The following is a 25,680-nucleotide window of genomic DNA, read 5'->3' as shown; positions in this document are numbered from 1 at the left end:
CCGGCCAGCGGCCGTGGTCGCCGGGCGAGTACTGAGGCTGTCGCGCCCGGGGAGGGCCCTCAGCCGTGGGTGTGCGGGACGGGCTTCCCGGTGACGGCGTCGGTCAACGTGCGTGCCCCGAGCGGGCGGTGGAGGACGGCGGTGAGCCGGGCGATGCCGCCGTCCTCGCAGCCGATGTCCGGCCCGGAGGCGTCGCGGCGGTTCAGCAGCAGGGTGACCTGGTCGGCGGATTCCTTCGCCACCAGGTCCGGCTTGTAGTCGCAGCCGCTCCAGGAGGCGTCCAGGGTTATGGTGCGGTCGTCGGCCGCCACGGTGGTGTTCCTCGCGTCCGGGTCCGCCAGATCGATCCGCAGGAGGAGCGAGGCGGGGCGGCGCTTGTACGGGAGCGGGTAGTCGGATCCGCTCCCGTCGCCGCCCCACACGTAACAGGCCGCCACCCCGACGCCGATCAGCGCCACCGCCGCGATCGAGCGCCGCTCGCCCCTGGTCAGTTCCATGTCCTGCCGTTCTCCCGCTCGTCGAGCTCGTCGGGCTTGTCGAGACCGGTGCCGGGCCCGGTCACCCTGCCGAGGCCGCCGCCCGGGGACGGCGCGGCCTGCTCCGACCGCCATGCGTCGGCCCAGCGGTCGGCCGGTTCGTCCGTGCCCAGCACGAGGCCGTCGGGTGGGAGGGGATCGGTCATCGTGACAACCTACCGGCCCGGGGCGCGGCCGTGCACCATGGGCCGGAACGGGCGCGGATCACAGCGGAGTTGGGGGGAACGGCCGGAAGTCGCGGCCCAGGCCCGTAGATTGTGGCCATGATCGAGAAGACGTCGCCCGAGAGGTCAGCGCGATCCACGGGGCAGCGCCGGAGACACGCGGCGCCCAGGCGGGCCGGGGACGGCGGGGTGGCGCGGTCGTCCGCGCTGATGGCCGTCGGGACGGTGGTGTCGCGGGGCACCGGGCTGATCCGGCAGGTGGTGCAGGGCGCGGCGTTGGGCACCGGCCTGCTGGCCACGACCTACAACCAGGCCAACACGGTGCCCACCAGCCTGTACTTCCTGCTGATCGGCGGTGCGCTGAACTCAGTGCTGGTCCCGCAGTTGGTGCGGGCCCGGGTGGAGCACGCGGACGGCGGGGTCGCCTTCGAGCAGCGGCTGGTCACCCTGGTGCTGTGCGTGCTGGGCGTCGGCAGTGCGCTGGCCACCTGGGCCGCGCCCGCGATCATCGGCATCTACCAGGACGACACCCCGGCCACCCACGAGGCGTTCGAACTGACCGTGGTCTTCGCCCGGTTCCTGCTGCCGCAGATCTTCTTCTACGGGGTGTTCGCCGTCTTCGGGCAGACCCTCAACGCCCGGAACCGGTTCGGCGCGATGATGTGGACGCCGGTCCTGAACAACCTGGTGCTGATCGCGGTGTTCGGCCTCTACCTCGGCCTGCTGACCGTCCCGGCGACGGTCACGGAGATCACCGGCGCCCAGGTCCGACTGCTGGGCATCGGCACCACCGTCGCCCTGGCCCTCCAGGCGCTGGCGTTGGTCCCGTACGCCCGGGCGGCCGGCTTCCGGCTGCGGCCGCGGTTCGACTGGCGGGGCACCGGGCTGCGCAGCAGTGTGGGCGCGGCCCGCTGGACGCTGCTGTTCGTCCTGGCCAACCTGGTGGCGAGCACCGTGGTGACCAGGCTGGCCTCCGACGCGGACGCCGCACTGCCCGGCGACGGGGTCGGCTACACCGCCTACAGCTACGCCCAGCAGATCTGGATGCTGCCCCAGTCGGTGGTCACGGTGTCGCTGATCACCGTGCTCCTCCCGCGGATGAGCCGGGCGGCGGCTGAGCACCGGCTCGACGACCTGCGCGCCGACCTCTCCCGCGCGCTACGGGTCAGCGGGGTGGTGATCGTCCCGGCGGCGTTCTTCTTCGCCGCCTTCGGCCCGCAGCTCGCCCGACTGCTGTTCGCCCACGGCGCCGCCGACGCCGCCACCACCGCCCCGCTGGGCCACATGCTGCAGGCCTTCGGGCTGGGGCTGATCCCGTTCTCGGCCCAGTACCTGCTGCTTCGCGGCTGCTACGCCTTCGAGGACACCCGGACGCCGTTCCGTACGGCGCTGTGGATCGGCGGCGTGAACATCGCGCTGGCCCTGGCCTGTCACCAACTGCTGCCCGCCCGGTGGGCGGTCACCGGTATGGCCGCCGCCTACGCCGTCTCGTACGGGGTCGGGCTGCTGCTCACAGCGGTGCGGCTGCGCCGCCGCACCGGCGGGCTCCTGGACGGCCGGCGGATCTGCCGGACCTACGCCAAGCTGACCGTGGCCGCCGCGGTGGCCGGAGGCGTCGGCTGGGTCATCGCTCGCTCCTGCGGCAACGGCCCACTCCCGGCCGCCTGGGCACCGGCCCTCCCGCTGCTGGCGGGCGGTGCCACGATGGCGCTGCTGTTCCTCGCCGCCGCCCGGCTGTTGCGGATCGGGGAGCTGCGCAGCCTGCCGGGCCTGGGCTGAGCCTGCCCGGCGGCCCGGGCCGGGCCCGACCGGGTGCGACCCGCGGCCGAGCCTATGGCCGGACCTGACCGTTCGTCGGAAAAGCGATCGCCATTGCATGTTCATGTCGCTACAGTGCTGCGGATCCCGAACCCCACTCGGCAGACGGAGCGTCATGACGATCGCACGCAGGTCCATCCTCAAGGGCACGTCGGCGGCTGGGGCCGCCCTGGTCGCCGGGGGCGCCGCCGCCGGAGAGGCCGCGGCGGACGACGGCGCGGACAGCCCGTCGGCCCCGCCCGCGAGCCCGCTGCTCCAGGCCCGGCCGCACCGGATCGGCGCGCCCGCGGTGAGCGGCCTGCACCTGCAGTTCGGCACCGACCCGGCCACCGAGATGACCGTCTCCTGGCTCACCCCGCAGTCCGTCCGGCGCCCCCTGGTCCGGCTCGGCACGCCCGAGGGCGGCACCGGGGCGGTGGTCGAGGCCGAGACCCGCACCTACCGGGACTCCCTCGGCAAGGACGAGGTGTACGTCCACCACGCCCGGCTCACCGGACTGCGCCCGGCCACCACGTACCTGTACAGCGCCGGGCACGACGGCGCGAACCCCGAGACCGGCACGTTCACCACCGCCCCGCGCGGCCGCACCCCCTTCACCTTCACCAGCTTCGGCGACCAGGCCACCCCCAACCTGCGCCGCAAGGTGGACTTCCCGGACGGCATGCCCTCACCGCTCGGCAAGTACCCGGTGTACACCAGCAGCCAGATCGGCAGCCCGCACGCCGCCGACATCGTCGCCGCCGTCGAACGCGTCGGCCCGCTGTTCAACCTGGTCAACGGCGACCTCTGCTACGCCTCCTACGGCGGCCGGCACGGCCAGAGCCGTACCGCCATCTGGGCCGACTGGTTCATCAACAACAGCCGCTCGACCCGGCTGCGCCCCTGGATGCCCTGCGCCGGGAACCACGAGAACGAGCGCGGCAACGGCCCGATCGGCGCCGCCGGCTACCAGGCCTACTTCACCCTCCCCGCCTCCGCCGCCGACCGCGACGAGGAGACCCGGGGCATGTGGTACGCCTTCACCGTCGGCTCGGTGCGCTTCCTCAGCCTCGCCAACGACGACGTCGCCATCCAGAACTCCGGCGAGACCTACCTGCGCGGCTACTCCGGCGGAGCCCAGCAACGTTGGCTGGAGCGGGAGTTGCGCACGGCGCGGAGCGACCGGGGGATCGACTGGATCGTGGTCTGCATGCACCACCCGATGATCTCCAGCTCCAAGCACGGCTCCGGCAGCGACCTCGGCATCCGCGAGGCCTGGGGCCCGCTGTTCGACGCCTACGGGGTCGACCTGGTGGTCAGCGGCCACGAGCACTACTACGAGCGCTCCCACCCCGTCCGCGGCACCCTGCCGAACGACACCCGCACCCCGGTGCCCACCGGCACCGACCCCCGGCTGGCCGACACCGGCCGGGGCACCGTCCACATGGTCATCGGCGCCGGGGGCAACGCCGCCACCACCCAGGACGACCTGTTCGAGCGCCCCCAGGGGCGGGTGGTGATCGGCCTGGAGGACAAGCCCGCGCCGGGCGCGCCCTACCGGGAGTCGATCTGGCTCACCGAGGACGCCCCCTGGGCCGCCTACCAGGACCGCACCCACACCCACGGCTTCGCCGCCTTCGAGGTCGACCCCGGCGACCGCCGCGGCGGCACCACCACGATGCGGGTCACCTACTACACCTTCGACGGCCCGCACGGCGACCTCACCCCGGTGGACACCTTCACCCTGCACCGCCGCCGCACCGACGGGCACGGCTGAGGCGGAGGACCCGGGCGGGGCGGCTGCGGGCCGGTACCGGAGTCGCGCATCCGGGTGAACGGTCGCCGGGATCGCGCCCGGCTACCCGGGCACGGCGTCGCCCTCGGGGCCGTCCGGCGCGGCCACGGTACGGGTACGGGGCGCCGCGCCCTCCTCGACGGCGCGGCAGTTCCGGCAGGTGTTCCAGTGCGGCTGTGGCCGAGCGCCCTCGGTGGAGCGGCGGGGGGCGAGCGTCATGCCGGCGGTGTCCAGGCCGCACAGGGTGAGCGGGCCGCAGATGCCGGAGGGCTCGGCGGGGGTGGCGTGCGCGAGGCGCACCGGGTTCTCCGGATCGGCCGGCTGGTGGCCGGGGCCGAGGAGCCGGACATTGGTCGGGATGTCGGGTTCGAGCACGATGACGGTGTCCATCCCATCAACGTCGTCGCAGATCCGATGCGTTGCACGCGCACCGGGGCATCCGGACGAGTCGGCGCCGGACGAGGCGGCGGAGGGTGCTCGACAGCCACTGCTTCTCGCGACCGGCGCCGGGCCCCGCGTCCTCGCAGGTGGGGCCCGGCGCCGGGGTCGGTCGCCCCGGGGATCAGCGCCGGGGATCAGCGCCGGAACAGGCCGGTGAGCACATCCCACCAGCTGCGCCGCTGCGCGGGAACGGTCGCGGTCGCGGTCTCAGCCGATGCCGAGGCCGCCGCCGTTCCCGTCGCCGTTCCGACCGCCGGTGCCGCGGCCTGGGCGGCCGCCCGCTGGGTGGCCGCCAGCGCGCGCTCGGCGAGCTTCTGCGCCTCCGCCGCCGCCCGCTCCGCCGCCCGCTCGGCCTCCGCGACCGACTCCGGGTCGGGCTCGATCTCCTGCGGCGTGAACTCCACCGGCAGCGCCGTCAGGTGGCGCGAGATCCAGGCTGAGTTCCAGGTCAACTCCTCCTCGGGGACGGCCAGTCGGAGGTCCGGCAGGAGGGTGAGCAGGATGTCGATCCCGGCCTCGGCGACGTGCCGGCCGATGTCCTGCCCGGGGCACTCGTGCGGTCCGGCCCCGAAGGACAGGTGGGAGCGGTTGCCGTAGAGCGGGGTGGTGAGGTCGGGCCGGACGGTCGGGTCGACGTTGCCCGCGGCGAGGCCGAGCAGCAGCATGTCGCCGGCCTGGATCTGCTGGCCGCCCAGTTCGGTGTCCGCGGTGGCCCAGCGCCCGGCGACCAGGGACATCGGCGGGGAGTCCCAGAGCACCTGGTCCAGCGCCTCGCCCAGGGTCATCTGGCCGCCGGACAGGTGGGCGCGGAAGCGCGGGTCGGTGAGCACCATCTTCAACGAGTCGGCGATCAGGTTGACGGTGGTCTCGTTGGCGGCGAGCAGCACCACCCGCAGGTGCTCCATCACCTCGTCGTCGGTCAGCCCGGCCGGGTGGGCGAGCAGGCGGCTGGTCAGGTCGTCGCCGGGGGACTCGTGCTTGATCGCGATGGTGCGGCGCAGGCTCGCCACCACGTACTCGTTGCTGGCGATGGCCGTCTCGGTGCCCTTCATCAAGTCCCGGGCGGCGTTGACGAGTTGGGGGCCGTACTCGTCGGGCATGCCGATCAGCTTGGTCATCACCAGCATCGGCAGGTGCTCGGCGAACTGGGTGATCAGCTCGGCCCGGCCGGTCGGCCCGACCACCTGGACCAGGTCGGTGGTGAAGCGGCGGACGTGGCGGCGGATGCCGCGGCGGTCGAAGCCGTTCAGACCGTCCAGCACGGCGTTGCGCAGCCGGCGGTGCTCCTCGCCGTCGGCGAAGACGCAGATCGGCTGCCAGGCGACCACCGGCAGCAGCGGGGAGTCGGGCGGCACCTCGTTGTTGCGGAAGGCGCTCCACAGCCGGGAGTCGCGGGAGAACAGCGAGGGGGTGCGCATCGCGGTGATGTTGGCGGCGTGGCCGAGGATCAGCCAGGCCCGCTGGTCGCCGTGCAGCAGCACCGGGGCGACGTCGCCGTGCTCGGCGCGCAGCTTCTCGTACAGGCCCGCCGGGTCGGCCTCGGCCTCGGGGCCGTACAGCCGGCGCAGTCCGCCGGGGCCGGTCGGCTCGACGGCGCGCCCGTGGGCGGGGCAGCCGGGGGGCGGGGCGGGGGCGGCGGCGTCGTCGGGGAACGGGGTGGTCAACAGGGTCTCCGGGTCACGAGGTTCGGAAGCGGTACGACGGGGGTGGGCGCCAGGGGAGAGTGCCCCGGGGGCGTCAGCGGGCCTCAGCCCGCGGGCGGTGCGGCCAGCTCGTATAGGTAGTGCATCAGCGTCATCAGGGTGTCCCGGCTGGACTGCCGGCTGCGCGCGTCGCAGGCGACGATCGGTACGTCGGCCGGGAGGTCGAGCGCCTGGCGCAGCTCGTCGAGGGGGTAACTTGGCGCCTCCGGGAAGCCGTTGACGGCCACCACAAAGGGCACGCCGCGGTCCTCCAGGCGGCCGATCACCTCGAAGCTGACCTCCAGCCGGCGGGTGTCCACCAGGACGACGGCGCCCAGCGCGCCCTCGAACAGGCCGTTCCAGAGGAACCAGAACCGCTCCTGACCGGGGGTGCCGAAGACGTACAGCACCAGCTTGTCGCTGATGCTGATCCGGCCGAAGTCCATGGCCACCGTGGTGGAGGTCTTGCGTTCGACCCCGGTCGGGTCGTCCACGCCGACCCCGGCCTGGGTCATGGTCTCCTCGGTGGTCAGCGGGCGGATCTCGCTGACCGCGCCGACCAGGGTGGTCTTGCCGACGCCGAAACCGCCGACGATCACCACCTTGACCGCCGTGGTGACGGTGTCGGGGAGCAGGTCCGAGCTCGCCGGGCCGACGACCGTGTCAGAGCCGCTGAAGTCCATGGATCACCGCCTCCAACAGGGCACGGTCGGGGAGTTCCGCCGCGGGCACGGCGGAACGGGCCTCGATCCGCCCGTCGTCGAGGAGGTCCGCCAGCAGGACGGTGACCACGCTCGTGGGCAGTTCGAGGTAGGCGGAGACCTCCGCCACCGAGAGCGGCGAGCGGCACAGCCGCAGGATCGCCGCGTGCTCGGGCTGCATGGCGGGGGTGGGCTCCGCGAGGGAGACGATCAGGGTGACCAGGTCGAAGACGCCCGGCCCGGAGGGGCCGCTGCGGCCGCGGGTGATCACGTACAGGCGATCGGGCTCGGGTCCGTCCCAGCCGCCCTGGTCGGCGGTCATGTCACTGCCTCACTGTGCTCGTTCATGTGCCCGCCCGGGCGCCGGGGGCGCTGGTCGGGGCCGCCGCCGGGGTCGCGGCGCGGGCCGGGGCCGGGGCGGGGGCGGGGGCCGCGGTGCGGCGGGTCACGCGACCACCTCCGGGTTGCGCGGCGGGGTGGAGAGGTGCTCGCCGATCCGGTCGACCAGGTCGCGCATCTGGTGGCTGACCAGCCCGGCGTCCACGCCCTCGTCGGCGAGCACCGCGAGGTAGGCGCGGTCGCCGGCCGACATCAGGTAGAAGTAGCCGCCGTCCACCTCGATGACGACCAGCTTCATCGCGCCGTTGCCGTGCGGGAACTCGTGCCCGACGGCGGCGGCCAGGCTCTGCAGCCCGGCGCAGGCGGCGGCCAGCCGGTCGGCGGTGTCCGGGTCGGCGCCGTACTGGGCGATCCGCAGGCCGTCGGCGGAGAGCACGATGACGTGGCGCACGTACGGGACGCTGTGTGCGAGGTCGTTGAGGATCCAGTCCATGTTGCTGCGGTGCGGAATCACTGCTCGCCTTTCGCTGCCGTCTCTTCGGTACCGGTCTGTCCGGCGCTGTGCTGCGGGGTGGTGCCCGGGGGGTCGCCCGGGGTGGCGTCCTTGCTGCCGCCGGTGCCCTTGTAGCCCTCCATGAAGGCCTCCAGCCATAGGCCGGGCTGCTTCTTGGGGCGGGGCGCCGGGGCGGCCGGTCCGGCGGCGGGCCCGGCGGTGGGGCCGTTGGGCTGGGCGGTGCCGCGCGGGGGCGTGGTGAAGGCGGCCCGGCCGGTGGGGCGGCTGCGGCGGCGCTGGGGCAGGCCGTTGGCGGTGCGCTCGGTGACCACCACCTCGTCGTCGCCGGGTGCGGCGGGGGGCGGCCCCCAGGGGGTGGTGGCGCCGAAGGACGGTCCGATGCCGGCCGACCGCGCCGGTTCGGTGGCGGTGCCCGGGGCCTGGTGCCCCGGCCCGCCGGCGGATCGGGCACCGGCGGATCGGGCGCCGGGCGATCCGGCACCCGGCGATCCGGCACCGGCCGGTGCCGTCCGGGCGCCCCAGGGCCGGGCGGCGGCGGCATGCCGGGGCGGGTTGGCCGGGAGCGGCCGCGGCCCGGAGAAGGCGCCGATGCCGTGCGCCCGCCCGGTCGGGGGAGCGGTGGTGAGCAGTTCCTGCGGCACCACCAGCACCGCGCGCACGCCGCCGTACGCGGAGCGGCGCAGCGACACCTGGAAGCCGTACGCCTGGCAGAGCCGGCCGAGGATGGCGAAGCCCAGCCGGGGGGACTCGGTGAGGTCGTCGAAGTCCTTGGACACCATGGCCTCGCGCATCGAGCGCTCGGCCCGGGCGCGGGCCTCGTCGGTGAGTCCGAGGCCGCCGTCCTCAACCTCGATCGCTATCCCGCTCTGCACCTCGGAGGCGCTCAGGTGGACGTGGGTGTGCGGCGGGGAGTAGCGGGTGGCGTTGTCGAGCAGCTCGGCCACGGCGTGGATCAGGGGTTCGACGGCCGGTCCGGTGACCGAGATCTGGGTGACCGGGTGGAGGTCGACCCGCTGGTACTCGAGGATCCGGGACATCCCGCCGCGCAGCACGCTGTAGAGGGCGATCGGGCGGGTCCACTGGCGGCCGGGCCGGGCGCCGGAGAGCACGGCGATGGAGTCGGCGAGACGGCCGACCAGGGCGTTGCCGTGGTCGAGGCGCAGCAGGTCGTCGAAGACCGCCGGGTCGTTGCCGTGCCGGTCCTCCATCTCCCGCAGGTCCTTGGCCTGGCGGTGGATGATCGCCTGGACCCGGCGGGCCAGGTTGACGAAGGCGCGCTCGGCGGAGTCGCGCCGACTGACCTCGTCGTCGACGGCTTGGGCGATGCCGCGCACCACCCGCTCCAGCGAGGCGCGGAACTTCCGTGACAGCAGCGGGTTCGGCTGCTGGAAGGGCTGGAGCAGCACGTCGATGGAGGAGCCGTACCGGGCGCCGCCGACGAGTCGGCGCAGTTCGCCGGCGGCCATCCGCTCGATCTCGTCCTCCTGCCCGGCCAGCTTGCGGTGCAACTCCTCGACGCGCCGGGTGTGTTCGTCCCGCAGTTCGGCGAGCGCCCGCCCGCGGCGGGCGGACTCGGCGGCCACCACGGCGACCAGCACGGTGGCCGTCGCCCCGCACCACAGCACCTGGGCCCGGGCTCCGGCCGACACCACCACCGCGGCGACCGCGACCGCCGCAGCCATCACGGCGGTGGGCAGTATCCAGCCGAGCAGGGGCGCGGGGCGCCGTCTGATGGGTGACGTACCAGCTCGAAGCATTCGGCATCCTCAAACGATCGGAACAGAAGTCGGAACACAGTGGGGTACGAACGGGGTCGGGCGACGACCGGCTCCGGAGGCGTGGTGCTGCAGCATAGCCAAGTTCAGGACAATCCTGACCGAAACTCAAAAATACTGTCCGTCAACCGACTTGTGGCAACTTGCCCGGACATGACCGACAACTCGTACACCTGTCGCAGCCCGGTCGACCACCGCCGGTCACCAGGCTTCTCGCCCGGCCGCCCGCGCACCGGCAACCCGGCCGGGATTCGCCCATGTGAAGGGTTTCCAGCCCAAGTCGCCACGATCAGCAGTGAGTTCGTGCTACGTCGGGCTCGCGGTGCCCGGCGATCACTCCTCCGGGGGATGGACCGGCGTGGCGCAACAACCGTTGCCCCAGGCAGCAATGACTGTTGACGCCCTCGGCAGCCCGCCCCTACAGTGCGGGGCCATGGACGACGACGACCCCGGACGGCGGGTGGCGGCCCAGGTGGCCGCAGGTGGCGGGCTGGACGGCCTGCGGCGGCTCTCGGAGACGATCGAGGCACTGGAGGAACGGCGCACGGACCTGGTCGAGGAGCTCCGGCGCGGCCGGCAGGCGACCTGGGAGGAGATCGGCCGGGCCTGCGGGATGACCCGCCAGGGCGCGACCCGCCGCTGGGCCGGCCGGCTGCGCGCCCGCTCCTTCGGCCTCGCGGCCACCGCCTACCAGCACGGCCGGCCCGGCTACCCGCAGGCCCTGATCGGCTCCGCGGTGCCCCGCGAGGCCCGGCGGGTGCTCGACCTGGGCGCCGGCACCGGCAAGTTGACCCGGATGCTGGTCGAGGCCGGGCTGGACGTGGTCGCGGTCGAACCCGACCCGCAGATGCGCGACCGGCTCGCCGCCGCCGTGCCGAAGGCCGCCGTACGGGCCGGCTCGGCCGAACGCATCCCGCTGCCCGACGCCAGCGTGGACGCGGTCGTGGTCGCCCAGGCCTGGCACTGGTTCGACCGGGCCGCGGCCCTCCCGGAGATCGCCCGGGTGCTCGTCCCCGGCGGGACCCTCGCCCTGATCTGGAACGTCCGGGACGAGACCGAGCCCTGGGCCGCCGAACTCGGCGCCCTGATGCACGGCGCGGACCGTCAGCGGCTCGACACCGCACCGGACCTGCCGGCCCCCTTCGGCACCCCCGAGCGGCTGGAGATCCGCTGGGAGCACCCCACCACCCCGGCCGGAGTCCTCGACATGGTCGCCTCCCGCAGCTACGTCATCGCCCTGCCCGAGGCCGACCGCGCCCGGCTGTTGGCCGAGGTCGGGCAACTGCTCGCCACCCACCCCGAACTGGCCGGGCGGGAAGAGCTCGCCGTGCCGTACGTGACCAGGTGCACCCGTGTCCGCCTCGGCTGAGCCCGGGGCCGGGGGCATGGCCGAACCCGTGGCCGGAACCGTGGCCGCGCAGCCGCCCGTCACCGTCCGCCGCCTCGGCGTCGCGGACGCCGAACCGTACCGGGCGTTCCGGCTCACCGCCCTGCGCGAGACACCCACCGCCTTCACCTCCTCCCACGCCGAGGAGCGGGACCGGCCGATCGCCGCCACCCTCGCCCGCCTCGCCGACGCCGAGCAGGGCCCGGGCGCCCTGCTCGGCGCCTTCGACCCGGACGGCACCCTGCTCGGCACCGCCGGACTGCGGGTCGGACGGCGCGGCCAGGAACGCCACAAGGCCACCCTGTACGGCATGGCGGTGGCCCGGCCGGCCGGTGGGCGCGGCATCGGGCGGGCCCTGGTCGACGGGGTGCTCGCGGTGGCCGCCGAGGACGGGCTGCTGCGGCAGGTGCTGCTCACCGTCTCGGAGGGCAACGAACCGGCGCTGCGGCTCTACACCGCCTGCGGCTTCCGGGTGTGGGGCCGGGAGCCCGCCGCCGTACTGGTGGACGGGCGACCGGTCGCCAAGCTGCACATGATCAGGCCGCTCGGGGCGGCGCCGGACGGCGACCGACCGCGCCCGGCGGCGAGCGGCTGACAGGCACGGGGCTGACCGGCACGGGGTGACGGGCGCGGGGCTGACAAATGTCACGGTCCGGGGGTGTGGCAGCACACTGCCGACCACCCCGGGCCGGCGGCCACGCTGAAGCCATGACCTCCACCGACCGGCACCACCCCGACACCCGTCGGGCCTTCCGCACCGTACGGCACTTCGTGCTCGTCTACCTCGGCCTCAGCGCGCTCACCATGCTGGCCGCCTTCGCGCTGCGCTCCCACACCGACCTGATCACCCCGGCCGTGTGGGTGCGCGGCACCATCGTCCTGATCGGCGCCGCCGTCACCCTGCTGCTCACCGTCCGGGCGGCCCGCGGCTCCCGCGGCGCCTTCCGGCGGCTGCGGATCATCTCCGCCGTCATGCTGGTCGCGATTGCTGCGATCATCGCGGTGCCGGGCGTCTTCCCGGTCTGGATGAAGATCGAACAGGGCCTGTGCGGCCTCGCCCTCGCAGGGGTGGCCGTGACGCTCAACGGGACGGCAGCTGCGCACGCTGTTCGCCCGGCCCTGAGGAAGGGGCGCAAGGGTGACCGACCGGGTGACCGACGCAAGGACCGACGGGGCGACGGGCGGGGCGACCGACCTCGACCGGGAGGGCACGCCGGCCCCCGCCCACCGCTGGGCGGGCGGCCTGCGGCGGATACTGCTGGCCACCGGGATGCTGGTCTTCCCGGCGCTGACCGCCATGGCCGTCAGCCGTAACGTCAGCGGGCCGGCGGCGGTCACCGGGTATGCCGTCGTGGTCGCGTTCGGCGTCTGCTACGTCCTCCTCGCGCTCACCACCGGGCGCGCCCCCGGGGCGCGGCGGACGCGGCGGATCAGGGTGCTGCTGGCCGCGATGACCGCGCTGTTCCTGGCCGCGCTGCCGTCCGCCCACGCGGACGCCTTCTTCCTGGCCACCGTGCTCGTCTCCGCGGTCGCCGTGCTGTGGCACAAGCACACCGTCCCCGCGGTGGCCGCCGGCACCCTCGCCGCCCTGCTGCTGCCCTGGGCGGTGCCCGCCTGGCACACCGGGCCCGGCGGATTCCAGGCGCTCGCCCTGCTGTTCACCTCGATGACCTGCGCGGCCTTCACCGAGATCGCCGCCACCAACCAGGCGCTGGTGGCCGCCCGGGCCGAGGTCGCCCGGCTCGCCTCCGAGGCGGAACGCAACCGGATCGCCCGCGACCTGCACGACCTGCTCGGCCACTCGCTCACCGCGATCACCGTCAAGTCCCGCCTGGCCCAACGGCTGGCGGTCAAGGACGTGGACCAGGCGGTGGCGGAGATGACCGCCGTGGAGACGCTCTCCCGCCAGGCCCTGGCCGACGTCCGGGCCGCCGTCTCCGGCTACCGCGAGGTCACCGTGGCGGGCGAACTCGCCCGCGGCCGCGAACTGCTGCGCGCCGCCGGGGTGGTGGCCGACCTGCCCTCGGCGGCCGACGCGGTCGGACCGGACCAGCGCGAACTCTTCGGCTGGGTGCTGAGGGAGGGCCTCACCAACGTCGTCCGGCACGCCCGGGCCGCCCGCTGCTCGGTGCTGCTGACCGCCACCTCGGTGGAGATCCGCGACGACGGCCGGGGCGGGGCGGGCGGCCCCGGCGCCGGGCTGGTCGGCAGCGGCAAGGGACTGACCGGGCTGCGCGAACGCGTCGCGGCGGCGGGCGGTACGGTCGAGGCCGGCCCGCTCGACCCGCGCGGGTGGCGCCTGCTGGTCACCGTCCGGCCGCCCGACTCCCGCTCCGAAGGGACGACATGACGATCCGCCTGCTGCTCGCCGAGGACCAGGAGCTGGTCCGCACCGCGCTGCGCGCCCTGCTGGACCTGGAGGACGACTTCGAGGTGGTCGCCGCCGTCGGACGCGGCGACCAGGTCGTCGAGGCCGCCCGCGAGCACCGGCCGGACGTCGCCCTGCTGGACATCGAGATGCCCGGACTGGACGGCCTGGCGGCGGCCGCCGTGCTCGCCCAGGAGGTGCCCGACTGCCGGGTGGTCATCCTCACCACCTTCGGCCGGGCCGGCTACCTGCGCCGGGCGATGGAGGCGGGCGCGCTCGGCTTCGTGGTCAAGGACGCCCCGGCGGAGGTGCTGGCCGACGCCGTCCGCCGGGTCGCGGTGGGCGAGCGGGTGGTCGACCCGGAGCTCGCCGCCGCCACCCTCGCGGCCGGCACCTCCCCGCTCACCGCCCGCGAACGCGACGTCCTCAACGCCACCCGCTCCGGCGCCGGAGTCGCCGAGATCGCCGGGAAGCTCTACCTCTCCGAGGGCACCGTCCGGAACTACTTCTCCTCGGCCATCGCCAAGACCGGCACCCGCAACCGCACCGAGGCCCTGCGCACCGCCGACGAACGCGGCTGGCTGTAGCCGTTCACCCGGCAGGCTCCGGCGCCGCCGGAGGGGGCCGCGGTGGCGAACCCCGAACCGTGGCCGACGGCGACCGGCTCGTGGACGATGGCCAGGCCGGGCCAGGCCAGGGCCCGGGCCCGGACGCGGATGTCGCAGCGGCGCGGTACGGTCCTGGTCATGGCAGCCCGGATCGATCTGACCCTCGACTGCGCGGACGCGCAGCTCCTCGCCGCGTTCTGGCGGACGGCCCTGGGATACGTGGACGAGCCGCCGCCGCCCCCGTTCCGGACGCGCGCGGAGTGGCTCGCACAGTTCGACCTGCCGGAGGACGACTCGGCGGACGACGGCGCCTGGCTCTGCGACCCGCAGGGGGTGGGCCCCCGGCTGTCCATCCTCCGGGTGCCCGAGCCGAAGCGGGCGAAGAACCGGCTGCACATCGACATCCGGGTGCCGGGCCACGGCAGTCCGGCCGAGCGCTGGGCCCGGATCACCGCGGAGGCCGCACGGCTGGTGGCGGCGGGCGGCCGGGTGCTGGCGGAGGCCGACGGGCACCACGTGGTGATGGCCGACCCGGAGGGCAACGAGTTCTGCGTGGCGGCCGGCCCGGCCACGGGCTGAGCCGGGGCGTGCCGCCGCCGGACTGCCGGCCCGACGGGGGAGTGCGGCGGGCCGGGCCGGTGGTCGGCCCGGCCCGCAGGGGGCGGCGGTCGGTCAGGCCTTGATGGTGAGCCAGGCGCCGAGGCCGTTGCAGCCGCGGGCGTCGTAGGTGGTGCTGCGGTAGCCGGCCGGGATCGGCGAGTACGGGCAGGTCCAGATGCCGTTGCGGACCTGCTCGTGGAACCAGGCGCCGACGCCGTTGCAGCCCTGCGGGTTGTAGTTGGTCAGCACGTACCCGGAGACGATCGGCGAGCCCGAGCAGGTCCACAGGCGGTTCTGGGCGGGCTGCTGGAACCACGCGCCGTGGTTGTTGCAGCCGCTGGGGTTGTACATGGTGATGACGTAGCCGCTGGGCACGGGCGCGCCGGAGCAGCTCCAGCCGCCGGTGGCGGAGGCGGTGCCGGTCGCCGCGGTGCCGGTGAAGGCGGCGGCGAGCACGGCGACGGCGGCGGCCGCCCGTCCCAGGCGGGTGGTCAGCTGGCGGAGGGTGCTGGTCACGGCGTCACCGGTCCGATCGGTCGTCCCCGCGCCGCTGTCAGGGCGGCCCGGGGAGGCGGAAGTGCGAGGCTGCGTCGCACCCTAGCGGCGGTGATCAGTTCCCTGATAGGTCAGGATCGCAGGATCTTCACAACTGACCGAAAACGATCCGGCAGACCGCCGCCCTCCGCTGGCCCTGGTGACTGCGATCGATGGATCCCGGGCCGACCGCGCTGGGTCACCGCGCGGCCGCTCACCACCACGCAAAAGCCGTTGGACAGTCCAAGTCCGCAGCTGACAGGCTCCCGCCTCATGGAGCTACTCGACGTCCTGACGGAACTCGCGCGCTCGGGACGGCTGGGTCCTGTCGCGAACGGCGCAGACTGGAACGCGGTGACCGAGGCGCTCGGCGAGCCCTCTGAGGTGGTCGTCGGGAAGCGGCGGTCCTGGCCGCGTCTGCTCGCTCTCGGCGACCTCGAGCTCAGCGTCTGCCGCTGCCAGAGGATCATCCTGATCTGCCTCCAGACCTGGCGGGACGTCGTCGAGCTCCCTGCGGGCCTGGTCGCCGGGCAGACGTTCCCCGGCCACCCCACGTACGCGGACGTGATCGCGGCTCTCGACCACGCCGGTTGCGCCTGGCAGCCCTACCCGCCCCTGACCTTCGACGACCAATGCGCCATCCAGGCCATCTCCTCCGGCGTCGTCCTCGTTTTCGAGATCCCCGAAGGAGAGGACCCCATCCTCAACATCGCGGGACCCCAGCCCCACCGACACGACTGTCCGGCTGCCGCCGAGACCCACCCGACACCGTGAGCATGAAACCGCCACCGCGTTCACGATGAAGCCGGACTCGCCACCCGTCCACCGAACTCACGGGTTCGAGGACGGGCCTCAGCCCTTGTTCGGTGCGGCCGACCTGGCGACCCGCTCGATCTTCGCGCGGTAGGCCGCACGGGCCTCCTCGTCGATGTGCTTCTCGTGTTCGGGACGCATCCCGGTCCGGCCGTCGAGGCCCTCGCGCAGGATGTCGGCGTGCCCGGCATGCCGGTTGGCCTCGCCGAAGTACCTGGCCTCGACGGTGGCCACGTGTTTGACCAGGCCGAGGAGGTTGGTCCCGGTCGCCGTCAGAGGTCGGCGGGCGTTGTACTCGGACACGCCGTCGAGTTTCCAGAGCAGCGCCTCGCGGTCCCGACGCAGTCTCGTGCGCAGGTTGTCCTTCGCGAAATCATCGATCATGCGGCATGAGCCTGCCATGGGTTGCTCGTGGTCTCAAGATCCCGTAGGTGGTCCGCGACGGCTCCCGGGCCGTCGCTCGCACACCGTGGTGGGGACAACCCCAGGACGGATCCACCCGCTGGCCGGACTGCGGTTCGAGGGCGACCGACCGTAGCGTCGACGGCATGAACTCCCCACAATCGAACGGAAGATCACGCTCCGTCAGGCACCGGGCCGGCGCTGCGGTGGCCGTAGCCGCCCTGGCCGCCACGACCGTGACGGCAGGGGTCGCGTCGGCGGCCCCGACGGACCGGTCGGACCACGGCGACCGCGGCCGGCTGGTCTCCGCACAGCTGACCGGCACCCTCGACAGCAAGGAGGCCGTCGCCACCGCCCTGACCGCCGCCGAGTACGACGCGGCCGCCGTCCGCTACGGCGTGGACACGTACCGCCTGGAGTACCGGACCGTCGACCCGCAGGGCCGGCCGACCACCGCCAGCGGTCTGCTGGTGCTCCCGCGCGGTGGTGAACACGAGCTGCGGACGGTCTCGTTCACCCACGGCACCGCCTCCTACCGCGGCGACGCCCCCTCCACCACGGCCAGGCCCGGGTTCGTGACCTCGCCCGCCCTCACCTACGCCTCCGCCGGGTTCGCCGCCGTCGCCCCGGACTACCTGGGCCTGGGCACCGGACCGGGCACCCACCCCTGGATGGACGTGCCGTCCGAGACCACCGCCTCCCTGGACATGCTCCGGGCGGCCCGCGCCTTCGTCCCGCGCACCGGCCGGACCCTGGGCCACGACGTCCTGGTCACCGGCTTCTCCCAGGGCGCCTCGGCGGCGCTGGGCCTCGCCCGCGCCCTCCAGGCCGGAGACGACCGCTGGTTCCACCTCCGCGCCCTCGCCCCGGTCAGCGGCGGCTACGCCTTCCGGGAGGCCGAACTGCCGGCCCTGCTCGACGGCTCCCTGGAACCCAAGTCGAGCGCGCTGTACGCCGCGTACCTGCTCGTCGCCTGGAACCGGCTGCACCACCTGTACGACTCCCCGGGCGAGGTGTTCCAGGCGCCGTACGACCGCACCGTCGAGGCGCTGTTCGACGGCTCGCACACCGGCCCGGAGCTGTTCGCCGGCACGCCCGGCACCGTCGGCGAACTGCTCACCCCGCGCGCCCTCGCGATGCTGCGCCACCCGACCGGCCGCTTCGCCGCGGCGCTCCGGGTGGCCGACGCCACCTGCGACTGGGCGCCGCGAGCCCCCGTCCGGCTCTACGCGGCCGAGGCCGACGAGCAGGCCGCCGACGCCAACACCGACCACTGCGAGGCCGCGCTGCGCGCGCACGGCGCGGACCCGGAGGTCGTCGACCTCGGCACCCCGGACTTCGCGGGCTCCCGCCACCTGGGCTCCAACGTGGCCGCCACGGCCGACATCGTGCGCTGGTTCACCGCCCTCGGCTGAGCACGGCCAGCCGTGGCACGAACGATTGAGGCACAACCAGCGGCCGTGACACGGTCGTTGCCCGCTCAGCCGGAGCGCAGCACCCGGAAGCGGTCGGGCGCCGCCGGATCCCGGTCGACCACCTGGACCGGCGGCCACGCCCACTGCCACACGCCGGTACCGGGCACCCGGGTGAAGCGGATCCGCCCCCGGGTGCCCTCGACGTCGACCCGCGGCCAGGCGGCGGCGACGCGCTCCCGGTCCGCCCCGGCGGAACGCAGCACCTCGGCGAGGACGGTGACGGCGTCGTAGCCCTCGAAGGCGACGAAGGACGGCGCCTCGCCCAGCCGCTCCCGCACGGCCGCCGCGACGCGCTCGCCCGTGGCGCCCAGCCGCTCGGGCAGGTAGCGCAGGAACGGGACGGCCGCGCCCTCGTCGCCCAGCAGCTCCTGCCACTGCGTGAACTCCGGCTGCCCCGCCGGGGCACCGATCAGGACCCCGGCGAGGCGCTGGTCACGGCGGACGGCCCGGACGATCGGCACGGCCGGCTCGGGGTGGCCGACCAGCAGCAGCAGGGCCGTCGCGCCGTGCCGGGCGAGCTCCCCGGACAGCTCGGCGGGGGAGAGGGCGCCGGCGTCCAGCTCGACCACAGTGCCGCCGTGCGGAGCCAGCCGCTCGCGCAGGATCCGGGCGCCGGCGGCCCAGTAGACGCTCTGCTGGGCCGCCACGGCGATCCGGCGGTGGCCCGCGTCGAGGAGGAAGTCCGCGTAGATCCGCCAGCCGTGCGACTGGGCCGGGCAGAGCCGGGCGACCCGGTCCGTCGGCCCGTCGGTGAGCGCGTCCAGGACGGCCGAGGAGCAGAGGTACGGCACACCGAGTGCGTCCGCCCGCGCGGCCACCGCCCGGGCGACCACACTGTGGTACTCCCCGGCCACGGCCACCACGCCCAGGCCCGCCAGCTCCTCCACCGCCGCCGCGGCCCGCTGCGGATCGGCCGCCGTGTCCCGGACCAGCAGCTCCAGCGGACGGCCGGCGATCCCGCCCGCGTCGTTGACGTCCCGGACGGCCGTCTCCAGCCCGGTGAGCAGCTGCCGGCCGGCCTCGACCCACCCCGGGCGGCTCAGCGGGACGAGGGCGCCGATCGGCACCGACGGACCGTCGACCCGCTCCGCACCGGCTGACGAAGGTGGCGTACTCATGGGCCGGCGTCTCCCGCCTGACGGTCCGGTGGCAGGAGAGGGCCCGGACCGCCGACCGGCGGGGCCGGGAGGCGCACCTGCGTGATCATGCCGGGCATTGAATCCGGCCCCGGGCCCGGCGGGCAAGCGGTTTTCGCCGCAGCGCGCTGCGCCGGCCCTCGGCGAAACCGGCCGTGGTCAGTCGCGGGCGAAGCACGCGGCCTGTCCTGCGCGATGACGGCACCCGCGGTGTCGGGGATGTCACCGGGCACCTGTATGTTGATCAGTCGCCGACCCTGCCGCGCTCCCCACCGGGATGCCGACGCCCGGGTCCGGTCCGGACCGGTGCGCGCATCGCGGAGGTCGGGCCGTCGGTGCGGGGGGAACTGCGGAGGGACCTCGGCCCGGGGCGGACAGCCGCTCACCGTCCCGACGCTCCCGAAGGATCCCGTATGACCGTTCCTGTCCCGCCCGACAGCCCGCAGCCGGGGGCGGCGCCCGCCGACGCCGACCCGGGGACGCCGCTGACCCCGGGGCAGGGCGAGGCTCCGGAACCGGCCGAGGCGCAGGGCGAGGCGCACGTCGAGGGGCAGGGCCCCGCCGCGGAGCCCGCGCCCGCCGAGGTCGAAGGCGATGCCGACGCCGATGCTGACGCCGACGTGGTCTCGCTCACCAAGGCCGTGGCGCCCGTGCCCGCTGACGCCGAGTCCGACGCCGAAGCCGAGGCCGAGGTTACGGAGCAGGCCGAGGCCCATGGCCCCGCCGAAGAGCCCGCGCCCGCTGACGCCGCGCCTGCCGACGCCGCGCCCGCCGCGCCCGCGCCGGTCGGTGCCCCCGCTGCCATCGGAGGCGAGTCGCCGTTCGCGCCTCCGGCCGCGGCCCCGACCCCGGCCCCCGCCTCCGCTGCCTACCCGGCTCCGGCTCCGGTCGGTGCCCCGGGTGCCTCCGGTGCGTACCCGGCCGCGCCGTACTGGCAGGGGTACCCGGTGGTTCCGCCCCAGCCCCGCAACGGCCTGGGCATCGCGGGCATGGTGCTCGGGATCGTCGGCACCGTGCTCGGCCTGGCCGTCGTGCTGTTCTGGCTGTCCTGGCTGCCGGCCCTGCTCGCGCTGATCTTCGGCATCATCGGCCTGGGGTACGTGCGCAAGGGTGAGGCGACCAACCGGGGGGTGGCCCTGGCGGGCGTCATCCTGGGCGTCACCGGACTGCTGTTCTCGGTCGGCGGCGGGGTGGTCTTCGCGGTGGCGCTGCACTCCGTGCAGGAGGACGAGAAGGCCGACGCGCGCGCCGCCCGGCTCCGCGCCGAGGCCGACGACCGCGCCGCCGCCGACCGGGCGGCGAAGGCCAAGGAGCGACTCGACGCCGCGAAGAAGAAGTTCGAGGAGGAGGAGCAGGTGAGGGCCGCCGACGAGAAGGCCCGGCACCTGGGCTTCGGCCAGTCCTACACCTTCGCCGACGGGTTGAAGGTCACGATGGCCGCGCCGGCACCGTACGTCCCGGACGAGACCGTGTTCCCCGCGCCGAAGAACAGCACGATCATCCAGGTGCGGATCACCGTCACCAACACCGGCTCCAAGGATGTCTCGCTCGTCGGATCGGGGCTGCCCACCGTCAAGGACGCCAACGGGGGCCTGGTCACCGCGCTGATCGACGGCAGCGGCCGGATGAAGTTCATCGGCAACTCGCTGGCCCCGGGCGCGGAGGCCACCGGAGTCTCCGCGTACGCGCTGCCGAACGCCGCGGCCGACCCGTTCTCCGTCCAGTTCACCTACTACGGCAGCGGGCAGGGCATGAAGTCCGTGACCTGGACCGGCTCGCCGAACTGACCCAGGCTCCGGCACGCCGCGACCCCCGACCCCCGACCTCTGCGGGGCCGGGGGTCGCGGCGTGTGCGGGGCGCGCGGGCGGTGGCGATGGGCGTGTCAGGTGACGGATGCTCGGAGATAGCCGAGCCGGTCGGTCAGTCGATGCCTTCGATGATGCGGAAGGCGCGCTCAACGCTGTCGGAGAGGATCACCAGTGCTCCTGGTACGCCTCGCTCTCGTACGCCGCGACGGCCGGGTTCGAAGCTGTCGAACTCGATCAGGATGACGCGTTGCGTGTTCCTTGCTCGCAACTGCCCAGACCAGGAGGCACCATGATGCTCGAACTCCCAACGGACGCCGAGGTCAAGCAGGCGATGGACGAAGTGCTCGCCCAGGCCGCGCAGTCCGGCAGAGTGGCCACAGTGACCGCCGTTGAGCGCAAGCTCGGCATGCGGCACGCGACGTTCTACCGCCACTTCCAGCCGATGATCGCCGAGTACTTCCGCCCGAGGGCCCAGCCCGACAGCACCCCCGCGATGCTGGCGACCACCGACGAGCCGAACGCCAGCCAGACCATGGCGCGGCTCCGTCAGGAGAACACCGAACTCCGCAAACTCGTGAACATCTACGCGGAGACGATCCGGCAACCCACCATCGACAACACCAATCTCGAAGCCAAGATCCAGACCCTCAACGGAATTACCCGATTGAAACCCCGAAGGTGATCGGCAGCAGGTATCGAATTCCTGGCACGGTTCCCGATGCGGGCGCCATGCCGGGCAGGTGTATCCGGCTCCGGTGTTGTGGCAGCCTGAAAGGACCGACACAACACCGGGCCAGTCAGGTCACTCCTTCTTGTGGATCTTCGCCCAAGCGCCAGCAAGACCGGCGATCAGCAGGAGAAGAGTCGTCACAAGGGACTGGCTGAGGAGGAGGACGATAGCGAGCCCGATCGCGATGACTAGCAGGAAGATGAAGAGGTCCTGGTAGAACCCCCACCCGCTCTCGTCCCGGGCTGGGGATGGATCGCCCTCTGAGGCAACGGAGTTCTGGCTGCCAGAACCCGGTGCACTGGGGGTGGCGGCGGAAGAATCTGAACTTCCGATTGCCTCCCCGCCCTGCCCCGGGCTATAGTTGTTGTAGTTCACGGTAATCGAATCCGCTATGAAGCGGTGGTTGTCGTTGGACATAAGGAACCTCCTAAGGGGTTCGTTGAAGGGACTCTAAAAGCGGCACCTGGGTTTCCGCCAAGATAATCAGGCGTCGTTTCCATTTTACCATTAATGCGCACAACTCGCTAGCTCTGCACATTTCTTGAGACCGCATGACGACTACCTGCGGAAATCTGCCGGAATGATTCGCGGCGATGCCGATGTGGGGGCGATGTACTACTTCCCCTGCGCGAGTCTGGCGAGCCAAGATCAGGCACAGCTCGCGTCGTTTTCATTCTACGCCGTGTCAGCTCGGCGCCGCCGCTTGCTTCTGCTTGCGCACCCGCATCGCCGAGGCGAGCCGGTACTGGTACACCAGCGTCCTGCCCGTGGGGGACAGCGGGGTCGTCAGGTAGGTCTCCCGGCGCTCCACCAGGCCGAGGGCGAGCAGCTTCTGGAGGCCCCTCAGGTGGGTATCGGCAGACCAGCCGTACCGCTCCGGCGCCGGCTCGGCGGGGAAGGGCGACCACGGCTTCTCGCGGGCGATCACCAGGAACAAGGCCAGGGCGGGGAGGTCTATTTTGGTGTCGTAGCCCTTGGTCCAGAACGTGATCGGGATCTGCAGGAAGCGGTCCGCCTCGACCTTCCCGTCCGGGCGGGTGTACTCCAGGCCGGAGCCGTCCTCGCGGAGCAACGTCACCGAGATCTTGGTGCTGCCGTGAGGCCTGCTGCACTTGATGAGCTTCATCTTCTGCAGGCGCTGCAGGGTGCGCCAGGCCGCGGTTCGGGCGGACTGGCCGGTGGCGGTCTGCGTGGTGTCGATCAGCCGGGCCCAGACCATGCTGTCGAGCGTGGTGGTCCAGCCGTCCGCGTTCTCGCGACTGCAGGCGGCCACGATGATCAAGTACGCCTTCGCGCCGCGCAGGTCGCGGTTGTTGACGAAGTGCTTGAGGGGGCCGTGTCGGCTCTCCCCTCCGCGGTGGGCCTGCACGAAGGTCTTGCGGTAGGGCGCGGCCTTCCGCTTGGCGCGGGTCAGCAGCGCCGTGCGGGTCTCCTGTTCGGTGACCTCCGGCGGCTGCACGGTCGGGGTGGGGCTCGTCGTCTTCTTCACACCGACGACGCTAGACGTCTGACTGGGGCGGACTCAACCTGAATAGGCCCCGCGGATCTGACCGTCTGAGCGGGTATATGAGAGAGCCAAGTGAGAGAACCAGGTGTGAGTACCACATGTAGAGATACATGTGAGTACCGACATCTAGGGTCCTCGACGACATAGCGGTTGGATCTGTATGGCTGGTCGTCACCTCATGGTTGGTGCAGCGGATGACGCCGACCATCTCGTCTTTTTCGAAGACCGGACCCCGCGCCTGGTGTGGCTCCTCCTGCTGGCCCGCCGGAGCCCCCGAGTGCTCCTAGATATGTGCGCCGGCCCACAGCCCGCGGCGAACGGTCATGGGCGACGAGAGGCCGTCACGAGGCATGGCCTCCTGGGGGAAGGGCTCTCGCTACGCTCGTCCTCCCCGGAACCAGGAGTCCACGTGATCGAGTTCGAGTCGTACTGCGAGGCGCTGCGTCAGCGGGTTGAGGAGGCCCGAGCTGATCTGTCGTCGGACAGTCCGTTCGACCTGGAGGCGATCGTCCGGGTCCTCGACCTCTACGCGGCGGCGTCGACCCGTGCCGAGATGGAGGACAACATGCTGAGCGGCTGGGCGCTCAACTTCGACATCGGCTTCACGATGCCGAACGAGAGCGGGATGCGAACCCTGCTTCCCGGTCTCCGCGCCGCCATCCTCCACCTGTACAGCGGGTTCGCCACCGATGAGGAGCCGCCCGCGCGGCACCTGTACGGCGTACCCAACGATTGATCCTCAGCCCAGCGTGACGTGTGGTGGGTCCTGCCCCGATTGGGGGCAGGACCCACCACGTCTTTCCTGCTCGTTGTCCGGACAGCGGACAGATTCAAAGCCCCCTCATAACGCGCGCCGTCATACGCAGGTGAAGGCGAGTTGACGTGACACCGACGGCAAATCGCCACCCTGGCCGGAATGATGACCCCGAGTCGGCCGAACTCACGATCTTTCGGACAGCGGACGATCAAGCTCTTGATCTACGGCCGGGTGGCTTCTACATTGCGGTGCAATGTCACACTGAGCCGACCGACGCGGCCTTCCTGGGGGACCGGTGCCGGACACCGCACAGCAAGTACCGCTCCAGACCACCGAGAAGCTGCCCCGGGTGTTCTACCGGCTGGCACTGGGCGACGCGCTCTCCACCTACGGGAGCCAGCTCGACCTGGTGGCGCTGAGCCTGTTCGCCTACGAGGCGGCCGGGAACGCACTCGGCACGGCCGGGTACCTCATCCTGCGCCTGACCGGCGGTTTCGCCGGTGGGCTGGTCAGCGGGCGGCTCGTCGCCCGGGTCGACCGGCGGCGGCTGATGACGGGCTGCGCCCTCGCCCAGGCGGTGGCGCTGGTCGTGGTGGCCCTCGCCCCGGCGTCCGCGCGCATTCCGGTGCTCTACCCGCTCGCGCTGGTCTTCGGCGGCGCGGCGGCGGTGTGCGCCGTCGCGTTGCGCACCAGCATCCCGGAGATGGTCGGAGCGGAGCGCCGGGCCCGTGCCAACAGCCTGATGGCCAGCTGCCGTTCGGCCGCCATGGTGCTCGGCTTCGCCTCCGCCGGGGTGGTGGTGGCCTGGGCCGGGTTCCGCGCGGCGCTGCTGATCGACGCGTCGAGCTTCGTGGTCTTCGCCGCCGTGGTGCTCCGGCTGCCGCTGCGCACCCGGGCCGAACCCGCCGAGCAGGCGGCCGAGCAGGACGCCGACCCGGCCGCGACCGGCGTCGGGCCCGACGACGCTGCCGACGGCGGCAAGACGAAACGATTCGGCAGCCGGTGGCAGGCCCTGGTCGTGCTGCGCGCGGCCCCCGTGGTCGGTGCGATGGCGGCGATCCGACTGCTGGACGCCTTCGGCTCCGCCGCGCACAACATCAGCCTGCCGGTCTTCGCCAACCAGCACGACCCCGGTAACCCGGCCGCGCTGCTGGGCATGTTCTGGGCGACCTGGGCGGTGGGGAACCTCGGCGCCCAACAACTGGTCTCCCGCCTCCTGCTGCGCCGGGGCATCGAACCGGGCGAGCGCGCCTTCGCCCTGGGCACCTGTCTGATGTCCGGCTGCTTCATCCTGGTCTTCACCGGGCTGCCGACTCCGCTGTTCCTCCTGGTGGCGATCGGGGCGGGGCTCGGCGACGGCTTCACCGAGATCTCGTACACCACCCGGATCCAGGCGCTCACCGACGAACGGCGCGGCCAGGCCTTCGGGTTGCTCGCCTCCGCCGAGAACGTCGGCATGGGCACCGGGATGCTGCTGAGCGGATCGCTGCTGGCACTGCTCAGTCCGCTGACCGTGGTCGGCGTCTCGCACGCCGTGCCGATCGTGCTGGCGCTCGGCTTCCTGGTCCTGGTCGGCCGGGCCCGGAAGCGCTGACCGCGCGGCCCGGAGCCCGTACCGCCGAACCACCGCACACCGCACGGCCGTTCACCCCAAGACCACCCACCGCCCGACCGCACCCGCGACCACCGTGCCACCGCACCCGCAAGTACCGCGCCACCGGATCCGCCGACGCCCCACCGGGCCACCGGCGACCCCGATCCGCCCACCCTCCGCAACCCGGGGCAGCCCTACCCGCGCACGCCCCGCACC

General features: G+C 73.2%; 28 protein-coding genes and 1 pseudogene. 14 read left to right on the top strand and 15 right to left on the bottom strand.

The genetic code is table 11. The features are described from left to right. Positions 1–59: 59 nt before the first annotated feature. Positions 60–497, bottom strand: coding sequence for a hypothetical protein (locus ACIQWA_RS34930; protein ID WP_402489574.1), 438 nt, complete (start codon positions 495–497; stop codon positions 60–62). After that, positions 488–682 (bottom strand): hypothetical protein, encoded by a 195-nt coding sequence (locus tag ACIQWA_RS34925; RefSeq protein WP_402489572.1) that lies wholly within the window; start codon positions 680–682, stop codon positions 488–490. The genes ACIQWA_RS34930 and ACIQWA_RS34925 overlap by 10 nt, the downstream gene beginning before the upstream one ends. Before the next feature lie 228 nt (positions 683–910). On the opposite strand from ACIQWA_RS34925, the gene murJ reads away from it, so the two are divergent. Further along, positions 911–2,479 (top strand): murein biosynthesis integral membrane protein MurJ, encoded by a 1,569-nt coding sequence (gene murJ / locus ACIQWA_RS34920; protein ID WP_402489613.1) that lies wholly within the window; start codon positions 911–913, stop codon positions 2,477–2,479. Between the two features lie 154 nt (positions 2,480–2,633). Next, complete coding sequence (locus ACIQWA_RS34915) at positions 2,634–4,274, top strand: metallophosphoesterase family protein (RefSeq protein ID WP_360231754.1); 1,641 nt, start codon at positions 2,634–2,636, stop codon at positions 4,272–4,274. Positions 4,275–4,355: 81 nt separating this feature from the next. Here ACIQWA_RS34915 and ACIQWA_RS34910 read toward each other — a convergent pair whose 3' ends face one another. From ACIQWA_RS34910 to ACIQWA_RS34885, 6 genes are all read right to left on the bottom strand, one after another. Further along, on the bottom strand, positions 4,356–4,682 hold the full coding sequence (locus ACIQWA_RS34910; RefSeq protein WP_402489569.1) for a hypothetical protein: 327 nt from the start codon (positions 4,680–4,682) through the stop codon (positions 4,356–4,358). 185 nt (positions 4,683–4,867) lie between these two features. Further along, positions 4,868–6,397, bottom strand: a complete 1,530-nt coding sequence (locus ACIQWA_RS34905; protein ID WP_402489567.1) for a cytochrome P450 — start codon at positions 6,395–6,397, stop codon at positions 4,868–4,870. A gap of 83 nt (positions 6,398–6,480) precedes the next feature. Next, positions 6,481–7,098 (bottom strand): ATP/GTP-binding protein, encoded by a 618-nt coding sequence (locus tag ACIQWA_RS34900; protein WP_360231745.1) that lies wholly within the window; start codon positions 7,096–7,098, stop codon positions 6,481–6,483. Further along, on the bottom strand, positions 7,079–7,438 hold the full coding sequence (locus ACIQWA_RS34895; RefSeq protein ID WP_350510307.1) for a DUF742 domain-containing protein: 360 nt from the start codon (positions 7,436–7,438) through the stop codon (positions 7,079–7,081). Before ACIQWA_RS34895 ends, ACIQWA_RS34900 begins: the two co-directional genes overlap by 20 nt. Before the next feature lie 123 nt (positions 7,439–7,561). Continuing rightward, positions 7,562–7,948, bottom strand: coding sequence for a roadblock/LC7 domain-containing protein (locus ACIQWA_RS34890; RefSeq protein ID WP_360231742.1), 387 nt, complete (start codon positions 7,946–7,948; stop codon positions 7,562–7,564). A 17-nt stretch (positions 7,949–7,965) separates the two neighbouring features. Beyond that, positions 7,966–9,651, bottom strand: a complete 1,686-nt coding sequence (locus tag ACIQWA_RS34885; RefSeq protein ID WP_402489564.1) for an ATP-binding protein — start codon at positions 9,649–9,651, stop codon at positions 7,966–7,968. A 526-nt stretch (positions 9,652–10,177) separates the two neighbouring features. Between ACIQWA_RS34885 and ACIQWA_RS34880 the strand changes: the two genes are divergently transcribed. The 5 genes from ACIQWA_RS34880 to ACIQWA_RS34860 all read left to right on the top strand — a co-directional run bounded on the left by ACIQWA_RS34880 (position 10,178) and on the right by ACIQWA_RS34860 (position 14,086). Continuing rightward, positions 10,178–11,113, top strand: a complete 936-nt coding sequence (locus ACIQWA_RS34880; protein ID WP_402489561.1) for a class I SAM-dependent methyltransferase — start codon at positions 10,178–10,180, stop codon at positions 11,111–11,113. 16 nt (positions 11,114–11,129) lie between these two features. Continuing rightward, entirely contained in the window at positions 11,130–11,726 is a 597-nt protein-coding gene (locus ACIQWA_RS34875; RefSeq protein ID WP_402489558.1) for a GNAT family N-acetyltransferase, read from the top strand. A 113-nt stretch (positions 11,727–11,839) separates the two neighbouring features. Then, positions 11,840–12,445 (top strand): hypothetical protein, encoded by a 606-nt coding sequence (locus ACIQWA_RS34870; RefSeq protein ID WP_402489556.1) that lies wholly within the window; start codon positions 11,840–11,842, stop codon positions 12,443–12,445. Then, positions 12,375–13,481, top strand: coding sequence for a sensor histidine kinase (locus ACIQWA_RS34865; protein ID WP_402489610.1), 1,107 nt, complete (start codon positions 12,375–12,377; stop codon positions 13,479–13,481). Before ACIQWA_RS34870 ends, ACIQWA_RS34865 begins: the two co-directional genes overlap by 71 nt. Beyond that, positions 13,478–14,086, top strand: a complete 609-nt coding sequence (locus ACIQWA_RS34860; RefSeq protein WP_360231724.1) for a response regulator transcription factor — start codon at positions 13,478–13,480, stop codon at positions 14,084–14,086. Before ACIQWA_RS34865 ends, ACIQWA_RS34860 begins: the two co-directional genes overlap by 4 nt. Here the strand turns inward: ACIQWA_RS34860 and ACIQWA_RS34855 are convergent. Further along, a complete protein-coding gene (locus ACIQWA_RS34855) occupies positions 14,002–14,247 on the bottom strand; it encodes a hypothetical protein (protein ID WP_402489552.1) in 246 nt (81 codons plus the stop codon). The genes ACIQWA_RS34860 and ACIQWA_RS34855 overlap by 85 nt on opposite strands. Here ACIQWA_RS34855 and ACIQWA_RS34850 point away from each other — a divergent pair. Beyond that, on the top strand, positions 14,246–14,686 hold the full coding sequence (locus ACIQWA_RS34850) for a VOC family protein (protein WP_360231719.1): 441 nt from the start codon (positions 14,246–14,248) through the stop codon (positions 14,684–14,686). The genes ACIQWA_RS34855 and ACIQWA_RS34850 overlap by 2 nt on opposite strands. Before the next feature lie 93 nt (positions 14,687–14,779). Here ACIQWA_RS34850 and ACIQWA_RS34845 read toward each other — a convergent pair whose 3' ends face one another. Continuing rightward, on the bottom strand, positions 14,780–15,223 hold the full coding sequence (locus tag ACIQWA_RS34845; RefSeq protein ID WP_402489548.1) for a hypothetical protein: 444 nt from the start codon (positions 15,221–15,223) through the stop codon (positions 14,780–14,782). Between the two features lie 291 nt (positions 15,224–15,514). On the opposite strand from ACIQWA_RS34845, the gene ACIQWA_RS34840 reads away from it, so the two are divergent. Continuing rightward, on the top strand, positions 15,515–16,015 hold the full coding sequence (locus ACIQWA_RS34840) for a hypothetical protein (protein WP_402489545.1): 501 nt from the start codon (positions 15,515–15,517) through the stop codon (positions 16,013–16,015). A gap of 78 nt (positions 16,016–16,093) precedes the next feature. Here ACIQWA_RS34840 and ACIQWA_RS34835 read toward each other — a convergent pair whose 3' ends face one another. Continuing rightward, a complete protein-coding gene (locus tag ACIQWA_RS34835; protein WP_402489542.1) occupies positions 16,094–16,438 on the bottom strand; it encodes a DUF664 domain-containing protein in 345 nt (114 codons plus the stop codon). Positions 16,439–16,662: 224 nt separating this feature from the next. On the opposite strand from ACIQWA_RS34835, the gene ACIQWA_RS34830 reads away from it, so the two are divergent. Then, positions 16,663–17,871, top strand: coding sequence for a lipase (locus ACIQWA_RS34830; RefSeq protein WP_402489540.1), 1,209 nt, complete (start codon positions 16,663–16,665; stop codon positions 17,869–17,871). Positions 17,872–17,936: 65 nt separating this feature from the next. On the opposite strand, the gene ACIQWA_RS34825 is transcribed toward ACIQWA_RS34830, so the two are convergent. Continuing rightward, a complete protein-coding gene (locus tag ACIQWA_RS34825; protein ID WP_402489537.1) occupies positions 17,937–19,049 on the bottom strand; it encodes an ABC transporter substrate-binding protein in 1,113 nt (370 codons plus the stop codon). A gap of 431 nt (positions 19,050–19,480) precedes the next feature. On the opposite strand from ACIQWA_RS34825, the gene ACIQWA_RS34820 reads away from it, so the two are divergent. Further along, positions 19,481–20,854: a DUF4190 domain-containing protein gene (locus tag ACIQWA_RS34820; protein ID WP_402489534.1), complete on the top strand. Its 1,374-nt coding sequence runs from the start codon at positions 19,481–19,483 to the stop codon at positions 20,852–20,854. 134 nt (positions 20,855–20,988) lie between these two features. On the opposite strand, the pseudogene ACIQWA_RS34815 reads toward ACIQWA_RS34820, so the two are convergent. Next, positions 20,989–21,126 (bottom strand): annotated as a pseudogene (locus ACIQWA_RS34815) (DUF1330 domain-containing protein); the annotation flags it as partial. A gap of 39 nt (positions 21,127–21,165) precedes the next feature. Between ACIQWA_RS34815 and ACIQWA_RS34810 the strand changes: the two are divergent. Further along, positions 21,166–21,558: a hypothetical protein gene (locus ACIQWA_RS34810; protein ID WP_402489532.1), complete on the top strand. Its 393-nt coding sequence runs from the start codon at positions 21,166–21,168 to the stop codon at positions 21,556–21,558. A 120-nt stretch (positions 21,559–21,678) separates the two neighbouring features. Here the strand turns inward: ACIQWA_RS34810 and ACIQWA_RS34805 are convergent, their stop codons facing one another. Both ACIQWA_RS34805 and ACIQWA_RS34800 read right to left on the bottom strand, forming a co-directional pair. Further along, positions 21,679–22,023 (bottom strand): hypothetical protein, encoded by a 345-nt coding sequence (locus ACIQWA_RS34805; protein WP_402489529.1) that lies wholly within the window; start codon positions 22,021–22,023, stop codon positions 21,679–21,681. A 268-nt stretch (positions 22,024–22,291) separates the two neighbouring features. Beyond that, positions 22,292–23,095 carry a hypothetical protein gene (locus ACIQWA_RS34800; RefSeq protein ID WP_402489526.1) on the bottom strand — a complete coding sequence of 268 codons (804 nt, stop codon included), beginning with the start codon at positions 23,093–23,095 and terminating at the stop codon, positions 22,292–22,294. A 427-nt stretch (positions 23,096–23,522) separates the two neighbouring features. Between ACIQWA_RS34800 and ACIQWA_RS34795 the strand changes: the two genes are divergently transcribed. Next, complete coding sequence (locus ACIQWA_RS34795; RefSeq protein WP_402489524.1) at positions 23,523–23,849, top strand: hypothetical protein; 327 nt, start codon at positions 23,523–23,525, stop codon at positions 23,847–23,849. Between the two features lie 316 nt (positions 23,850–24,165). Further along, positions 24,166–25,464, top strand: a complete 1,299-nt coding sequence (locus tag ACIQWA_RS34790) for an MFS transporter (RefSeq protein ID WP_360231698.1) — start codon at positions 24,166–24,168, stop codon at positions 25,462–25,464. Positions 25,465–25,680 lie beyond the last annotated feature (216 nt).

The sequence above is a fragment of the Kitasatospora sp. NPDC098652 genome, from assembly GCF_044760155.1.
GTDB lineage: Bacteria > Actinomycetota > Actinomycetes > Streptomycetales > Streptomycetaceae > Kitasatospora.
The sequence above is the reverse complement of the archived record's forward strand: the minus strand, read 5'-3'. Positions and strand labels throughout refer to the sequence as shown.

Coding starts and splice junctions, on each gene's coding strand:
- ACIQWA_RS34930 (WP_402489574.1), bottom strand. CDS start 497: ATGGAACTGACCAGGGGCGAGCGGCGCTCGATCGCGGCGGTGGCGCTG.
- ACIQWA_RS34925 (WP_402489572.1), bottom strand. CDS start 682: ATGACCGATCCCCTCCCACCCGACGGCCTCGTGCTGGGCACGGACGAA.
- murJ (WP_402489613.1), top strand. CDS start 911: ATGGCCGTCGGGACGGTGGTGTCGCGGGGCACCGGGCTGATCCGGCAG.
- ACIQWA_RS34915 (WP_360231754.1), top strand. CDS start 2,634: ATGACGATCGCACGCAGGTCCATCCTCAAGGGCACGTCGGCGGCTGGG.
- ACIQWA_RS34910 (WP_402489569.1), bottom strand. CDS start 4,682: ATGGACACCGTCATCGTGCTCGAACCCGACATCCCGACCAATGTCCGG.
- ACIQWA_RS34900 (WP_360231745.1), bottom strand. CDS start 7,098: ATGGACTTCAGCGGCTCTGACACGGTCGTCGGCCCGGCGAGCTCGGAC.
- ACIQWA_RS34895 (WP_350510307.1), bottom strand. CDS start 7,438: ATGACCGCCGACCAGGGCGGCTGGGACGGACCCGAGCCCGATCGCCTG.
- ACIQWA_RS34890 (WP_360231742.1), bottom strand. CDS start 7,948: ATGGACTGGATCCTCAACGACCTCGCACACAGCGTCCCGTACGTGCGC.
- ACIQWA_RS34885 (WP_402489564.1), bottom strand. CDS start 9,651: ATGGCTGCGGCGGTCGCGGTCGCCGCGGTGGTGGTGTCGGCCGGAGCC.
- ACIQWA_RS34880 (WP_402489561.1), top strand. CDS start 10,178: ATGGACGACGACGACCCCGGACGGCGGGTGGCGGCCCAGGTGGCCGCA.
- ACIQWA_RS34875 (WP_402489558.1), top strand. CDS start 11,130: ATGGCCGAACCCGTGGCCGGAACCGTGGCCGCGCAGCCGCCCGTCACC.
- ACIQWA_RS34870 (WP_402489556.1), top strand. CDS start 11,840: ATGACCTCCACCGACCGGCACCACCCCGACACCCGTCGGGCCTTCCGC.
- ACIQWA_RS34860 (WP_360231724.1), top strand. CDS start 13,478: ATGACGATCCGCCTGCTGCTCGCCGAGGACCAGGAGCTGGTCCGCACC.
- ACIQWA_RS34850 (WP_360231719.1), top strand. CDS start 14,246: ATGGCAGCCCGGATCGATCTGACCCTCGACTGCGCGGACGCGCAGCTC.
- ACIQWA_RS34855 (WP_402489552.1), bottom strand. CDS start 14,247: ATGACCAGGACCGTACCGCGCCGCTGCGACATCCGCGTCCGGGCCCGG.
- ACIQWA_RS34840 (WP_402489545.1), top strand. CDS start 15,515: ATGGAGCTACTCGACGTCCTGACGGAACTCGCGCGCTCGGGACGGCTG.
- ACIQWA_RS34835 (WP_402489542.1), bottom strand. CDS start 16,438: ATGATCGATGATTTCGCGAAGGACAACCTGCGCACGAGACTGCGTCGG.
- ACIQWA_RS34825 (WP_402489537.1), bottom strand. CDS start 19,049: ATGAGTACGCCACCTTCGTCAGCCGGTGCGGAGCGGGTCGACGGTCCG.
- ACIQWA_RS34820 (WP_402489534.1), top strand. CDS start 19,481: ATGACCGTTCCTGTCCCGCCCGACAGCCCGCAGCCGGGGGCGGCGCCC.
- ACIQWA_RS34810 (WP_402489532.1), top strand. CDS start 21,166: ATGATGCTCGAACTCCCAACGGACGCCGAGGTCAAGCAGGCGATGGAC.
- ACIQWA_RS34805 (WP_402489529.1), bottom strand. CDS start 22,023: ATGTCCAACGACAACCACCGCTTCATAGCGGATTCGATTACCGTGAAC.